Source organism: Pseudomonas sp. LBUM1643, from assembly GCF_059716215.1.
The window spans coordinates 1,027,083-1,039,320 of sequence record NZ_CP166813.1; the positions used below are offsets into that span (position 1 = coordinate 1,027,083).

Sequence of the window (12,238 nt, forward strand, 5' to 3'; positions counted from 1 at the left end):
TCCCACAGAGAGCCGGGTCAATTCAGAGAATTAATTAGCGCGTCGACACCGGGCGTTTTACCCAGACTGGCGACAGGCTGGTGCCGCTGCCGGTGACGTACAGCACCGCGGCTTCACCGCGTTCCAGGGCAACCGGCTTCACGTCGCCGACTTTGGTGGCGCCGTCGTACAGGGCCAGGCTGACTTTCACCGGGTTGATTTCACGTTCGCCACGACCTTTGGCAGCCACGGACGGGACCACTTCAGTCTTGCCATCGGCAGTCTTCAGGGTCAGGGCCTTGTCGCTCAGGTTCTGCACGCGAACCAGGGATTTCTGCTTGTTCTTGAACGGCGGCTCTTCGATCAATTGCGGTGCGCCGCTGGCGTTGTTGACCAGGGTGTAATAGTGATCACCGGCCAGTTTCACCGGCAGGGACTGGCTGCCGACCTTGGCGCTGTAGTCACCGCCCGGCATGAAGCTGAAGTCACTGCTGGACAGCGGCGCGACATCGCTCAGGTTGGTGGTGCCGACGGTGGCGCTGACTTCAGCGTTACCGGCGTTGTAGATACGTACAAAGCTCGATCCTTTCGGTGCGGTCGGGCCGTAGAGCGCCGAGTCACCGCCAGCGAAGGCGTTCATGGACAGGACGCTGAAGGTGGCTGCCAGAGCAAAGGTCTTAGCGAGACGGCGAGGAGTAGTAGTGAAAGTCATGGTGTACCTCTCTTTCAGTTTTGCGCCCGGTCGGGCGTCTCGGATTTAGTGTTTGCGGCTACGTTTTGTTGGCGGGCGCCAGCTTGTTTAAGCTCTGCGACCCACTGCGGGTCGGCGTCACCGATTTCGTTGTTCACAGGCAGATAACGTTCAGGAAACTCCCAGATCAGCACCTGTGGCGGGCTGTTCTTGAAAGCGTCGCTTTTGAGGTAGCTGAGCATCGGCAGAATCGGGCCGTGGCCGTCTTCGGCGTAATTGACCACGTCGCTGTTCAGCGCTTGTTTGAGCGCACCCACAAAATTCCAGTTGGGGTTGGCGCTGTAGCTGGTGCCGATCAAGGCCACCGGCACTTCGGTGTTGGCGAACAGGGCGTCATCACCGGCAGGCTGATCAGAGACGGCCACGGTGTTGCGCTTCTGCAGCGGCTCTTGCGCCGGCATCAGGTTTTCGAACAGCGGGTCCAGCGGCAGGAACAGACGAAGGTCGCCCTTGTGGGTAACTTTCTCCGCAGGCTTGGTGACGAACTGCTGCGGCTCGCTGCTGAGCGGGAACTTGGCCTGAATGGTTTTCGCCAGGGTTTCGGCAGCGACCTGCGCGCCTTCAGGGGTCCAGTGGGTGTCGGTGCGCAGGAACACTTGCTCGCCGTTCAGCTTGGCCTTGTTGAACGGGCCCAGCAGGTCAGGGGCGAGGATCTTGTCGGCCGCCACACGAGCGTGAAAGTCCTGGTACAGATTGCCGTGGATGCTCGAAGGTTTTACTTCACCCAAGTGCTCGGGGTACAAGCGTGCCTTGGCCGGCACGATCGCCATCACCAGTTTCACGCCTTTCTCTTTCAGGGTCTGGCGTACGCCTTCAACCAGCGCGTAGTTGCCTTGCAGGTTCAGCTCTTCGTTGACGATCGGGTTGAACTCTTCATCGCTGTAGAGCCACTGATCGCGACCGAGCACGACGCCCGGACGACCTTCGTTGAACAGTTTGAAATCCAGTGCAGCCCACAGGTTTGTACCCAGGCGCTTGATCGGGAATTCGTCGTCGTAGTGCGTCTCGACGGCCTTGGTCCAGCGACCGTTGAGAACCGTGGTTTCGGCATTGGTGCTGAAGCCCATGAAGCTGCGCGTGGACCACAGGCCCAGGACAACCAGCGTCACCATGAACAGGGCGATGTAGAAGATGCGTAATGAGCGGGTCATGGTCAGATCCCTCAGAACTGGAAGTAAAGGAACGGCGAGAAGCTTTGCGCCGAAAGTTTGAAAATCGAGGCGATGAACAGCAGCAGTACCAGCGTTCGCATCACGTAGCGCGACCAGTCAGCGGTCCAGTAAGCCGGTTGCACGGTGGCTTCAACGCCAACGGTGTAGCCCGGTTCGTGGATGCTGGCCGGGTTATCGCCCGGTACGGCTTTGATCATTCCCGGTGTTGCCGTGGCAGGGCCGTCGGCTTCGACGTTCACCACCGGCTTAGTCTTCTCAGGCGGCAGGTTGCTGTAGAAATCGCGGATGCCGAAGAACGCCAGGGTTGCGTACGCCACAATCAGCGTCGCCACTTGCAGGCCGGTGAGGCTGGCCTGGTTGAGTTCCGACAGCGACCATTCGCCGAAGCTGAACATCGCGCCATACATGCGACCGGCGACGTGCAGGTTTTCCGAACGGAAGATCACCCAGCCCATGACCACCAGCAGGAACGTCAGCGCCCAACGGATCGGATTGATGCTGCGCGGCGAAGTGTTCAGGCCGAGCGCTTTTTCGATCGCCAGCCACATACCGTGCCATGCACCCCACACGATGTAAGTGATGTTCGCGCCGTGCCACAGACCACCGAGCAGCATGGTCAGGAACAGGTTGCGATAGGTCATCAACGTGCCTTTGCGGTTACCGCCCAGGGTGATGTACAGGTAGTCGCGCAGCCAGGTGGACAGGCTGATGTGCCAGCGACGCCAGAACTCGGTAATCGACTGGCTGATGTACGGCTGCTTGAAGTTTTCCATGAAGCGGAAACCCATCATCAAGCCCAGGCCGATGGCCATGTCGCTGTAGCCGGAGAAGTCGAAATACAGTTGCGCGGTGTAGGCGAGGGCGCCGAGCCAGGCATCACCCGTGGTCGGGTTCTGCAAGGCGAAGCAGTGATCGGCGACGACGGCGAGGGTGTCGGCGATGAAGACCTTCTTGATGAAACCCTGCATGAACCGCGTGCAGCCCTCGGAGAATTTGTCGAGGGTATGAGTACGGTTATTGAACTGATCGGCCAGGTCGCGAAAGCGCAATACCGGGCCGGCGATCAGGTGCGGGAAAATCGCCACGAACGCCGCGAAGTCGATCAGGTTGCGGGTCGCCGGGGTATCACCACGGTAGACGTCGATGATGTAGCTGATGGACTCGAAAATGTAGAACGAGATACCGATCGGCAACAGCACGTGGGTCAGGATGAACGGCGACAGGCCGACCGACGTCATCATTGCATTGATGCTGTCGACGCCGAAGTTGGCGTACTTGAAGTAGCCGAGAATGCACAGGTCGACAGCCACGCCGAGCAGCAGCCAGCGCTGGGCCGGTTTGGTCCGCACGCCGGCGGCGCCGACTTTGAGGCCGATCCAGTAATTCCACAGCGTAACCGCCGCGAACAGAGCCAGAAAGTCCACGCGCCACCAGGCATAGAACACATAACTGGCGATCAGAAGCAGCAGGTTGCGATAGCGTATTCCGCTCAGGTAGTACATGCCGAGAAAGATCGGCAAGAACAGAAACAGGAACACGTTGGATGAAAATACCATCCCGATCTCTCCATGTTTAACCAACAGTCAAGGGCCAACGGCCCCCCCAAACCCCCCACAGAAATCTGGAGGATGTATTGCATGCTGCGTACTTACCTGTGGCGAGGGAGCTTGCTCCCGCTGGGGTGCGAAGCAACCCTCAAACCAGATGACGCGGTGTCTCATTCAATCCGCGTTCACCGGGTTACGACTGCTTCGCAGCCGAGCGGGAGCAAGCTCCCTCGCCACAGGGGAATACAGTCAGCCTTAAGAACCCTTGCCTTTTTCATTGGCCGGGTCGTAGACCTTGGTCAGGTCACCCCCGAGGCGGAAGGTCTTGAACGGCTGCATCTCGTGCTTTTTCTCAAGCACATCCGGCGAGCAGGTGTAGAGCGTGCAGAACGGTTCCAGCCAGGCAAATTTCGAGTCGACCTTGAGGTCGGTCATGTCCTGTTCCTTGCCGTTCTTCTCTTCGAATTCGTCCGGGTCTTTAACCCCGGCGAGCACTCGATCACCCAGACGTTTCAACGCGCCGTTGTTTTCCTGACGCAGATCCACACCGTTGACCTGGGCAAAGCTGGCGATCATTGCCAGCGGTGGCAGGGCGTAGTTGTGGTAGGCGAGGGCGCGTTGCTGGCGCTTGAGTTCGTTGGGCAGGTAGCCGTCGGGGTCGACCTGATTGACGCCGACCTTGTATTCCTTGACGGCCCAGTCGAACAGGTCACGGCGGTTGGTGGCGACGGACGTTGCCATCACCGACCAGGCGGCCCAGTACGAGTGGTTGTTGGTTTTTTCCAGCGGCAGGTTGTCCCAATCGCTGACCACCTGATCCGCCATCTTGCTGAACCAGGCTTCGATCAACTGCGACTCTTGCTGATGGTTCGCCAACGGGTGCGAGTCGGAGAACTTCAGGCGGATGTACGAAGACGCCATGCTGCCCAGCGCCCATTTGCGCATGGACTTGCCAGTGTGGTTGAAGTCCTTGGACATCAACGCATCGGACTTGGCCCAGGCCGTCAGCCAGTTGAGCGTGCATTCCAGCTGTTCCGGGCGACCGTCACGCATGAACTGCATGACACGCTTGCTGGTGCCGCGCTCCATCTTGGTGATGTCGGCGGTGGTGTCGCGAAAGGCTTTTTCCGACTGCTCGTTCAGGGTCGAACGGGCCTTGTCGGAACCTTCGTACTTGCTGCGAAATTGCAGCGAACCGGTGTACGGCGTCGGCATCGCATCACAGCCTTTGCTGCTGTCGCCGGTTTTGACTTTTTCAATCGGCGCGAAGTAACCCTGTGGCGGGCGCAACGGCGCGGCAGCCTGGGTGGCGCCGGCGAACATCGCCAGTGTCAGCAGCGATGGCGCGAGTAAATTTTTCAACGTTCGGTTTCGCATGGCAGACCTCATTGCCCGACCTGAGCGGTACGTTGCTCAGCACTCGGGAATACGTTGCGTTTGCAGATTTTCGCTTCGACCTTCTGTGGCGCGGCACCTGCTTCAGGGCCCTGGACTTCGACGGCCAGCAGATTCTGCGAGGCCCAGTCTTCGTCCGTGCGCAACTCGAAGGCAAAACGCCCGTCGGTGTCGGAAGTTTCCGGTTTGTCGATTTTGATGTCCTCGTGGCGACCGTTCATGTACCAGAGGGTGGCTTGCAGGGTTTTCACCGAGGGATCGGCGAAGCGGATGTCTACCTGGTGACTGCTGTTTTGCAGGTTCAGGTTCTTGCTGTTGACCATCAATTCGTTCTTGCCCGGTTTCAACGTGGTACTGCCGGTCATCTGTGCATCCTTACCTTCGCAACCGTTGTCCAGCAGCGCCATCATCTGGCGGTAGATGGTTTCCTGGTCGAGGCGATAGAGCGGCGAGAATTCCCAGATCAGAATCTTCGGTGGCTTGGTCTGGAACTCTTCGCTGCCCAGGTACTGCAGCATCGAACCTTCCAGGCCACCGCCGGGGAACGCCACGTTGAGGATGTCGGCGCCGATGGCCTCTTCGAGGAAACCGGCGAAGTTGTAGTTCTTGCCACTGTGACTGGTACCGACCAGGGTGATCTCCGGATTGCCGGAGTCACTGAACAGATCGCCATCGGCGGCTTCGCCTTTGGGTTCTGTGGTGAATTGATCCATGTACTGGATTGCGTAACTGGTGCCGCAGAGTTGACCGGCCATATTGTGTAATGTTCCGGTCTTGCCCATGCGACCCGACCTGTGGGTCTCGAATTCGCGTTTCGGAATGTCGGCGTAGGCCGGAATCTGCTTGACCTTTTCAGCCACGATTTTCGCCGTGCGCTGGGCGCCATACGGTGTCCAGTGCTGGTCGCCGCGGAAGTAGAAATCGTGGGCGGGCAGGGTGTCCGGCAGCGATTCGTTGGTCAGCGGCGACAGGTCCGGCACCACGTAACCCATCTGCGCGAAACGCCCGAGCATGGTCTTGTAGTTCTTCAGCGCCTTGTCGAAATCGAACTTGGCTTTTTCTTCCGGATTGAGCTTGTTGCGGTTCACCAGACCACGGGTCGGCTGGTAAACCACCACCAGTTCCACGCCTTTGCTCTTGAACGCATCGTGCAGTTCTTTCATGCGTTTGTAGCCGGCCGGCGTGGTGTCGAATTCGGTGCGCAAGTCTTCCTGCGTACGGAACAGCCAGTCGCCCTGAGCCTGCACCAGTGTGGTGAAGTTCTGCTGATAGCGCGTGGTGTAGTTCTTCGCGTCGTGCGCTTCCGGGCACAGGTTGCAGCACGGATCAGCGGTGAATGCCGGCGCTTTGACCTCATCGGCACGGACGCCATTGCTGGCCGCGAGAATCCCGAGAGTCAGGCCTGACAGGCTGAGTAATTTGATCAAGTGTGGGTGCATAAAATTATCCTCAGTCCTGCATTTCGGTCTGGCGTTCGACAGGGTCGATCAGCACGGCTTTCTGCTGGCGCACCAGCAGGTCGAGAATTTCATTCTGGCGCTCACCGAGAATGCCGTTGAAGCTGATGCCGCTGGATTTGGTCGGGGCGAGCATGGACACGCGATACAACTCGACGCTCAGCGGCGAGTCGATGGACAGCGGTCCGCTGCCGTTACCGGCCAGTTCACCGCCGACGATAATCAGCGACACCTGGGCGTCGAACGGGTCGAGCTTGATGTCCCGGTCGGTGTCGGTCAGGTCCTTGATGTGGCCGTAGACGCCGGTCAGGCCGTTGGCCAGTGACAGGTTTTCGTAAAGGCGAATGTTCACGCTGTTACGAATACGGATGCCGTGACGACGGTTGCTGATGACCTTGTTGCCATAGATCAGGTTGTCGGCACTCTCGTAGAGAGTGATGCCGTCGGTGTGGTTCTTGTAGATCTCGTTGTAGGCCACCAGGTTGTTGACGCTGTTACGGTCGATCACCAGGCCCGACAATTTGTTGTCGAAGCTGCGGTTATTGAAGATGAAGCTGTCGTTGACCTCACGGGAAATAATGATCCCGTGCTTCTTCTTCGTGCCGTACACCGTGTTGTCCGCAATGATCAGACCGTGTGAACGGTCGTGCGGGTCGATGCCGTAGACGATGTTGTCTTTGTAGGTGTTGCCCTTGACCACGAAGCCGGTGGTTTCGTAGCAGTAGAAGCCGTACCACATGTCCGAGAACTCGGAGCCGACGATCCAGCCGGTCGGCTCGGGACGCTTGAGCACCTTGGCCATGTTCGGCGTGTATTGGGAAATACTCACGCCGTAGGACTTACTGTTGGCGTAGCCGAAACTGGCGATCTTGCTGTTGGCGATGTAGGTCTCGGTGCCGCCCCAGGACAGCAGGAACGGACGGAATTCCTTCGGTGACTTGAACGTCGACGGACCGTTGTCCTTCTCGCGCCAGCCGGTGATTTTGGTATCGCGCACAAACAACTGGCCGTCGTTGACCAGGAACGAGCCGGCCTCTTGGGACAGGCGCAATTCCTGGGTCTGTTTGTCGATTTCCAGGATGCCCTTGTTCCCGACCACGATCGGCAACTTCGCCAGGTAAACCCCCGGCGAGGTTTCGCTGAAGTACTGCTTGGGTACTTTCTTCGCCAGGTCCTTGAGGTTCATGTAGCCGTCGTCGATAAAGATCGCCTGCGGGATACCGTGCTGACGCACCACCCACTCGGCCATCTTGTTGTCGCCGCCAATGAAGTCTTTCAGGGCGTCTTCCTGCATCATCCGGCGCACACTGATTTTGCCGGCTTTGGTGCGCACGATTTTTGCGGCGATGGCTTCGGCGGTGTAGCCGGAGGTGTCAGGCAGTGTTGGCTTTGCAAGCTCCAGCGGCGCGGTCGGCGCGCTGGTGACCGTGTAGGTCTTGGCCTGTTGCAGCTCTTTGCCGATGGTCACAGGCTTGGTCGCCGGTTCCACGTTGGCGAAGGCAGCCGAGCTTGCCAGCAGCATCGCGCCGGCCAGCAAGGTGATCGAACCTCGCTTCGGATTATTCATGTCGGGCACTCCCTTCGCGGTTCGCATCAGAAGCGCCAGATCACGTCGATGAATGCGCGGTGCATGTACGAGTCAACGCCTTTGCCGTAGGCATCGCCTGGCTTGAAGACACCGCCACGCAAACGCACCAGAGCGGAAGGCTCATCGATCGACTGGCTCAGCGAAGCAGGCAGCAAGCCTTGCTTGAAGTACTTGGTGACCACCACGTCCATTTCCTGGCCGAGGTCCTTGCTGCCGTCTTCCAGCGGCAGGGACGTGCTGGAGAGGATGGCCCCGGTCACGTCGTCGGTGTTGTTCTGCACGGCGTTGATGCCGTTGCTGCCGACGGGCTTGTTGCCGTCGACGCGCCAGAATTTGTGGTAGATCACGCTGGCGTCGTATTCGTCGTTGAGCATCCACGAACCAAACAGGGAAGCGCTCTGCATGTTGTTCATTTCGCCACGGAAAGCCTCGCCGAAACGGTGCACACGCGAGCGGGTACCGGTGTAGTTCGAACGGTTGCTTTCCAGGCCGTTCTGTTCGTAATCGGCGCTGGCGCGGGCATAGGCTGCGCCGACTTGCCATTGCGGATCGAGGCGCAGACGCACGCCCAGGTCGGTGGCCCAGCCATCCACGTTGCCACTGGTCTTGGCTTGCGCAGGCGCGGTGCCGTCGGCGTTCAGCGGGTTGACCTTGTTGCGGTCGCCGCTCATGCCGGTGACGCTGCCCCAGTAGTTGACGGTGTTGGTGTTGCGCCAGTTATAGGCATCGCTGTCGGCGGTGAGGCCGATCCAGCTGAGGTCGCCGTTCTGTTGCTTGTCCAGGGAATCGGGCGCTACGCCGGGTTCCGCGTAGTCGAGCTTGCCGTCATCGTGGGTGTGATGACCGCGAATGCCGACCCAGTTTCCCGGAGTCCACTGGTACGCCGCATCGGCGTAGGCATGCAGGCGATCCTTGTCTTTTGGCGCCAGCTCCTTGAGGTCGGTGCGGTATTCGCTGAAGCGTTCGGCGACACCGGCGTTGGCGCGCAGCAGGGTGGTGTCGAACGTCCAGTTCAAGGCTTCGATGTTGGTGTCGCGCCATTGGCCGTCGTCGTTGCGCAGGCGCTGGCGGCCGAGCTTCAGCATCTCGCCAGGGTAAGGCGTGAGGCCGCTGTAGCCGACCCAGAATTCACGCATCGCCAGGTAGTTTTTCTTGGTCTTGCGATCACCGTTGTCGGTGGTCTGGGTGCCGTCGCTGTCGGACTGCTGCAGCGTGTCGGTCTCGATGATGTCGGTGGAAGTCACCGCCTGACCCATCGCATAAGCACTCCACGCGCCGCTTTCGCCATACACCCAAGGGCGCAGGTCGAGGCCGACGCCATTGACGTCGCCGCCTTTTTGCGTACCCAGGTCGGTATCGTCTTCGGATTGGGCGGTGACCTTCACATCAAGGCCGTAGTTCTGGCTTTCAGTCAGGGCCGCGAGGGTCGGGCACGACCAGACCAGCGCGAAACTCAAGCCCATCCCCAACTTCGAAAGCGAGAACATTTTTGTAGCAGCTGGCGAAGCCTGCGTCCGGCTGCGCAGCAGTCGTAAAATCAGGGTCAGCGTTCTTTCGGAAAGATTCGGGACGACCATAGGGCGACCGCTGCGCGATCGAACGCAGCCTTCGGCAGCTGCTACAGGGTGCGCGGCGATCTCTGGTTTGAACATGGGATTCAACTTCATAGGGATTCCTCGCCGTCTTCTTCTTGCAGGGCATGCAGATCCAGCGTGTTCTGGCTCAAGGCACCACGAACGGCCTGTTCTTGTTTCAACAGGCGTTGGGCCTCGGCGAGCTGGGCAGGCGGCAGTTGGGCTTCGAGTGTTTGCGCAAGCTCGGTGGCTTGCGGGGTGTCTTGAGCCTTGGCGAGCTGGCTGAAGACATACGCGTTGAGCGGGTTGGGCTTGGTGCCTTTACCTTGGGAAAACAGCTGGGCAATGGCGAAGTCGGCGCTGTTCTGGCCGTTGCGCGCAGCGGTCAGCAAGTGGTCCAGCGCTTTTTGCGAATAGACCTTGCCCAGGTAGCCACGGCGATAGATCTGGCCGAGGTAGTAATCGGCGGCGACTTCGCGGCCAACGGCTTTCTGGAAGTGTTCTTCAGCAGCCTTGGCGTCCGCCGGGACCATTTTGCCTTCGTAGTAGAGCTTGCCCAGCAACAACTCGGCGCGCGGCTGATCGGCGGCGCGGCCGTTGTCCAGGTACTTCATCATCGTGTCGACATCACCGAGTTCGGGAAAGTCGTAGAGCAGTTGTGCAAGGCTGACCCACGACGCAGGGTAGCCAGGGGCGATGCCTTCGAGCAGCGACTGCGCGGTTTTCTCGTCGGTGGTGCCCAGGGTCGGATCGCCGAGTACGCGAGCGACGCTGTCCACGCGCTGAGCGGAAACGGTGCCGCGCGCGTGGGCCGCTTGCATCTGCTTGATCAGCTCGGCTTGCAGCTCGGGCTTGGCTTGTTTCTGATAAACCGTGGCCAGCTCGACGTAGCAGATGTCGGTGGTGTTCAACGCGGCTTTGCAGATGGTTGCGACTTCGTCCAGGTGCTGGTCGTAAGTGCCTTGGGTGCGATACAGCAGCACTTGGGCGAGACCCGCTTCAGGCTTGCCTTCGGCGCGCCATTGGCTGATTTGCTGCTGGGCGTTGATGTTCGGGAAACTGTGAGGGTATTGCAGGTACAGCATGGCCAGAGGGATCAGCGTATTGCCTTCGCCATTGGCCGAGGCCTTTTTCAACAGGCCTTCTGCTTCGTGCTGTTCGGCTTCGGTCGAACCCGGTTTGGCGACCAGCAAGCGACCCAGGCGAGCTTGGGCTCGCGGCGAGACATCGGCGGCGGCGCGGTAAGTCGCCTCGGCCTGCCGGATCTGCGCCGGGTCACGGCTGTCGACCTGGATATCGGCGAGACCCACCTGGGCTTCGCTGTAGCCGAGGTCGGCCAGTTGCTTATAGTTCTGCTGAGCCAGCGCGGTGTCGCCGCGCTTGAGAGCTTCATTGGCCAGGCGCTGGTCGGGCAGGCCGGCGCAACCGGCGAGACTCACCGCCAATGCCAAGGCACACATTGCACTCCTGTGGGAGCCAGCCTGCTGGCGATTCCCGCAACTCGGTACATCAGACAAACCGCGCAGATCCCATCGCGAGCAGGCTCGCTCCCACAGGGATTGCGGTGTTTTGAGGAAAAGGGTCACAGGCATGTCCTCCGGTTACAGACCAGCAGCCATGGCTTTGTCGATCAGCCAGTTCAGGTTCGGGCCGCGGTCGCTGTTCACTTCAACCGGGCGACCGGCGAACTTGCTGTCCAGAGGTTCGTCAGGCTGGATCAGCACGCGGATGTCGGAAGACAGATCAGCGCTTTTCAGGCTGGTGCTGCTGACGATCTTGCCGGTGCGGGTCTTGTCCTCGCCGGCAATCTGGAAGCTGACGTTGGTGCCTGGACGAACGTCGCCGAACTGGCGATAGGAGAAGCGAGCTTCGACGTTGGCTTCGCTGTTACGCGGCACCAGATTGAAAATCACATCGCCCTTGCTGGCGTACTGACCGTCTGCAACCAGTTGCTGCGCCACGGTGCAATCGCACGGCGAGGTCAGGGTGCCGGTCATTTGCTTGCCGAACAGCTCTTCAACCTTGGCCGGTTGCAGCTGGTCTTCGTCCAGATGACCTTTGAGCACGTCGAGCATGCTGGTGCTGAACGTCGCCAGCGGTGCGCCTTTGGCAGCAACGCCGTCAGCCTTGATCAGGCTTTGCACGGTGCCGTCACGCGGCATGGTGATGTTCATGCCCGGCACGCTGACCAGACCGGCCTGGGCGTGGCTGACGAAGTACATGCCGTACACCGACTTGAAGATGAAACCGAACGCCGCCAGGCCGACGAGGAAAATCGCCAGGCTGAAGGTCACTGCACGCAGACGACCGAACGGGGTCATGCCGTGGCCGCCGTCCTTGACCTTGCGCGCCTTGGTGAAGTTGTCGCGCTGCAGGGTCGCCAGCACTTCACCCATGCTGACGATGTCGCCGGCCAGGTGCGAGGTGATCAGGTGACGCAAGGTCGAGATGTCCTGCTGTTCCAGGTTCTGGAACTGGCAACCGGCGCGACCGGTCTGGCGGTCATAGGAGCGAACCTGCAACTCCACGTCCATGGCCAGGCCGAGGTTATCGATGACGAACTGCAGGCGAGCCTTGTGCACATCGCCGATTTTCAGCGGCAGCTGACCGGCGTTGAAGGCCAGGCCGCCAGCGGAAAGGTCGATCACTCGAGCTTCAACCGGGGTCCGGTCAGGACCGAAGAAGCGCAGCTTGGCCGGGATTTTCACTCGGGCGTGTTGGCGCTGGGCTTCAGATTCGTGCACTACGTTGGCGTTGACGGCGGTATTCATAAGG

At 59.9% G+C, this 12,238-nt stretch carries 9 protein-coding genes; all 9 read right to left on the reverse strand.

The features are described from left to right. Positions 1–34 precede the first annotated feature (34 nt). The 9 genes from ACA063_RS04490 to ACA063_RS04530 all read right to left on the reverse strand — a co-directional run bounded on the left by ACA063_RS04490 (position 35) and on the right by ACA063_RS04530 (position 12,234). Positions 35–691, reverse strand: a complete 657-nt coding sequence (locus tag ACA063_RS04490) for an alginate O-acetyltransferase AlgF (protein ID WP_497664921.1) — start codon at positions 689–691, stop codon at positions 35–37. 14 nt (positions 692–705) lie between these two features. Next, positions 706–1,881 (reverse strand): alginate O-acetyltransferase, encoded by a 1,176-nt coding sequence (locus ACA063_RS04495; RefSeq protein WP_497664922.1) that lies wholly within the window; start codon positions 1,879–1,881, stop codon positions 706–708. 11 nt (positions 1,882–1,892) lie between these two features. Next, positions 1,893–3,458, reverse strand: coding sequence for an MBOAT family O-acyltransferase (locus ACA063_RS04500; RefSeq protein WP_497664923.1), 1,566 nt, complete (start codon positions 3,456–3,458; stop codon positions 1,893–1,895). A gap of 246 nt (positions 3,459–3,704) precedes the next feature. Beyond that, a complete protein-coding gene (locus ACA063_RS04505; protein WP_497664924.1) occupies positions 3,705–4,826 on the reverse strand; it encodes a mannuronate-specific alginate lyase in 1,122 nt (373 codons plus the stop codon). 8 nt (positions 4,827–4,834) lie between these two features. Then, positions 4,835–6,283 (reverse strand): alginate O-acetyltransferase, encoded by a 1,449-nt coding sequence (locus ACA063_RS04510; RefSeq protein ID WP_497664925.1) that lies wholly within the window; start codon positions 6,281–6,283, stop codon positions 4,835–4,837. A 10-nt stretch (positions 6,284–6,293) separates the two neighbouring features. Then, positions 6,294–7,868 carry a mannuronan 5-epimerase AlgG gene (gene algG, locus ACA063_RS04515; protein ID WP_497664926.1) on the reverse strand — a complete coding sequence of 525 codons (1,575 nt, stop codon included), beginning with the start codon at positions 7,866–7,868 and terminating at the stop codon, positions 6,294–6,296. A gap of 26 nt (positions 7,869–7,894) precedes the next feature. Then, a complete protein-coding gene (locus ACA063_RS04520; protein ID WP_497664927.1) occupies positions 7,895–9,376 on the reverse strand; it encodes an alginate export family protein in 1,482 nt (493 codons plus the stop codon). Positions 9,377–9,552: 176 nt separating this feature from the next. After that, positions 9,553–11,055, reverse strand: coding sequence for an alginate biosynthesis TPR repeat lipoprotein AlgK (gene algK, locus ACA063_RS04525; protein WP_497664928.1), 1,503 nt, complete (start codon positions 11,053–11,055; stop codon positions 9,553–9,555). Between the two features lie 9 nt (positions 11,056–11,064). Next, the gene (locus ACA063_RS04530) at positions 11,065–12,234 is read right to left on the reverse strand and encodes a PilZ domain-containing protein (protein WP_497664929.1); all 1,170 of its coding nucleotides are present in this window, start codon (positions 12,232–12,234) and stop codon (positions 11,065–11,067) included. Between the last annotated feature and the right edge of the window lie 4 nt (positions 12,235–12,238).

Excerpts from the sequence above, each read along its gene's own strand:
- algK (WP_497664928.1), bottom strand. The coding sequence starts at position 11,055 with ATGCCTGTGACCCTTTTCCTCAAAACACCGCAATCCCTGTGGGAGCGA.
- ACA063_RS04500 (WP_497664923.1), bottom strand. The coding sequence starts at position 3,458 with ATGGTATTTTCATCCAACGTGTTCCTGTTTCTGTTCTTGCCGATCTTT.
- ACA063_RS04495 (WP_497664922.1), bottom strand. The coding sequence starts at position 1,881 with ATGACCCGCTCATTACGCATCTTCTACATCGCCCTGTTCATGGTGACG.
- ACA063_RS04505 (WP_497664924.1), bottom strand. The coding sequence starts at position 4,826 with ATGCGAAACCGAACGTTGAAAAATTTACTCGCGCCATCGCTGCTGACA.
- ACA063_RS04510 (WP_497664925.1), bottom strand. The coding sequence starts at position 6,283 with ATGCACCCACACTTGATCAAATTACTCAGCCTGTCAGGCCTGACTCTC.
- ACA063_RS04530 (WP_497664929.1), bottom strand. The coding sequence starts at position 12,234 with ATGAATACCGCCGTCAACGCCAACGTAGTGCACGAATCTGAAGCCCAG.
- ACA063_RS04490 (WP_497664921.1), bottom strand. The coding sequence starts at position 691 with ATGACTTTCACTACTACTCCTCGCCGTCTCGCTAAGACCTTTGCTCTG.
- ACA063_RS04520 (WP_497664927.1), bottom strand. The coding sequence starts at position 9,376 with ATGTTCTCGCTTTCGAAGTTGGGGATGGGCTTGAGTTTCGCGCTGGTC.
- algG (WP_497664926.1), bottom strand. The coding sequence starts at position 7,868 with ATGAATAATCCGAAGCGAGGTTCGATCACCTTGCTGGCCGGCGCGATG.